Genomic DNA, 1,646 nt, shown 5'->3' with positions numbered 1-1,646 from the left:
TGACGGCGATCTATCTGGAAAACGCATTTGCCAGTTTCGATCGCAACCGCACCTATCGGCTGCTCGAATTTGCACCGGGCGATGCCCTGTACAAGAAATTGAAAAGCCTTCCGTTCATCGCCTATCGGAGCGCCGACTTGTCGCGCAAGACCGTGGACGAGCGTGTCGACATGACCGACATGGCGGCCTATGCGGATGGCTCGCTCGACGTCATTCTATGCTCACATGTCCTTGAACATGTCCCCGACGACCGCAAAGCCATGCGCGAGATTTGCCGGGTGCTGAAACCGGATGGATTTGCCATTGTCATGGTCCCGCTGGTTGTCGGCGTGGACGACACCAATGAAGATCCGAGCGTGAATACGGCCGAGCTGCGCTGGAAATATTTTGGCATGGGCGATCATGTCCGGCGGTACGGTAAGCGGGATTTTGTCGATCGGCTGGAGATCGCCGGACTGAAGGTCGAACAGCTTGGCATCGAGCATTTCGGCGCAGAGACGTTCCGCCGTGCGGGTATCGCCGAAAATTCGGTGCTGTACGTCGCGCACCCTCGTTAATACGGAATTATTGCAGGACTGCCGGCGGCTGATTGGACGAATCAATCATCGTTGAAAGCCCACGCATTGCTCGAACGCGATCGCTCGCGAGGACTTCGTCAAGTCGGGCCCGATTACCTTGCAGGTTCGATCGATCGGACTCGGGATGCCAAAGATGAAGAACGCCGGTTGCAAAGCGTCCGTCCTTGCGGCGGACCCCTGCATGAAATAGGCGGACGACGAGATCGGAATCCTCCAAACCCCAACCGGTGTAATGCGTATCAAAGCCGTCGGTGCGATCGAGATCACGTCGCGCGACCGCCAAGTTGCAGGTCTTCGCGCCTTCCCACGCCCTGCTATGAATTTTGCGCAAGGGTCCGAGCGGCAGGTGCAGCGCGGGGAGCAGCCGATTGACGCCCCCTCGCAACCGCTCCCGCATTAATACGGCAATATCCCAGGTCTCCGATTCCAGCCGTTGCGCCAACACCGCTGCAGTCAAGCCGCGCGACAGCAGGATCCGGTTACCAGCCACGAACCATCCGGATTCAGCGAGCCGCCGATGCGTGGCGATGAAGTCTGCACGGGCCAAGCAATCGCCATCGAGAAAAATGCAATAGCGTCCGGAGCTAGCGCCGATGCCACGGTTGCGGATTTCGGCGCCGCGAAAGCCCCTATTTTCCTGCCATACGTGCTTAAGTGGCATCGGCAGCCGCGGGGTCCAACTTTCGATTACGTGCGCCGTGTCCGGCCCCGATCCGTCATCGGCAATAATAATTTCGAAACTGCGATCCGTTTGATGAGATAACGCGCGCAATACGGCATCAAGCGCGTCAGCCCGATTATAGGTCGTCACGATAACGGAGATGAGATCGGTCACGAATCCGCCTTAACCCGTCGAGATCACGTCTCTATGAGACCGCCGGCTTGCCGACGCGCGTGGTCGGCGTGGCCATGCGCCGCACGATATTGGTGGTCGAATGACCCGGCACGAGATCGATCAGCACCACCTGGCCGCCAGAGGCTTCGACCACGTCGTGACCGACAACTTCCTCGCGCTTGTAGTCGGCGCCCTTGATCAGAACTGTCGGCCGCACGCGCTTGATCAATTCC

2 protein-coding genes and 1 pseudogene are annotated in these 1,646 nt (G+C 58.9%); 1 reads left to right on the top strand and 2 read right to left on the bottom strand.

The genetic code is table 11. The annotated features are described in order from the left end of the window. A partial coding sequence (locus WB528_RS21610; RefSeq protein ID WP_423890508.1) for a methyltransferase domain-containing protein occupies nucleotides 1–557 on the top strand: 557 nt, incomplete at its 5' end. 7 nt (nucleotides 558–564) lie between these two features. Here the strand turns inward: WB528_RS21610 and WB528_RS21605 are convergent. Further along, nucleotides 565–1,413, bottom strand: coding sequence for a glycosyltransferase family 2 protein (locus tag WB528_RS21605; protein ID WP_423890507.1), 849 nt, complete (start codon nucleotides 1,411–1,413; stop codon nucleotides 565–567). 31 nt (nucleotides 1,414–1,444) lie between these two features. Beyond that, nucleotides 1,445–1,646, bottom strand: a pseudogene (locus tag WB528_RS21600) (hypothetical protein); the annotation flags it as partial.

Source organism: Bradyrhizobium sp., assembly GCF_049586575.1.
Classification (GTDB): domain Bacteria; phylum Pseudomonadota; class Alphaproteobacteria; order Rhizobiales; family Xanthobacteraceae; genus Bradyrhizobium.
Note: the sequence above shows the minus strand (reverse complement) of the source record. Positions and strands in the feature narration are given on the sequence as shown.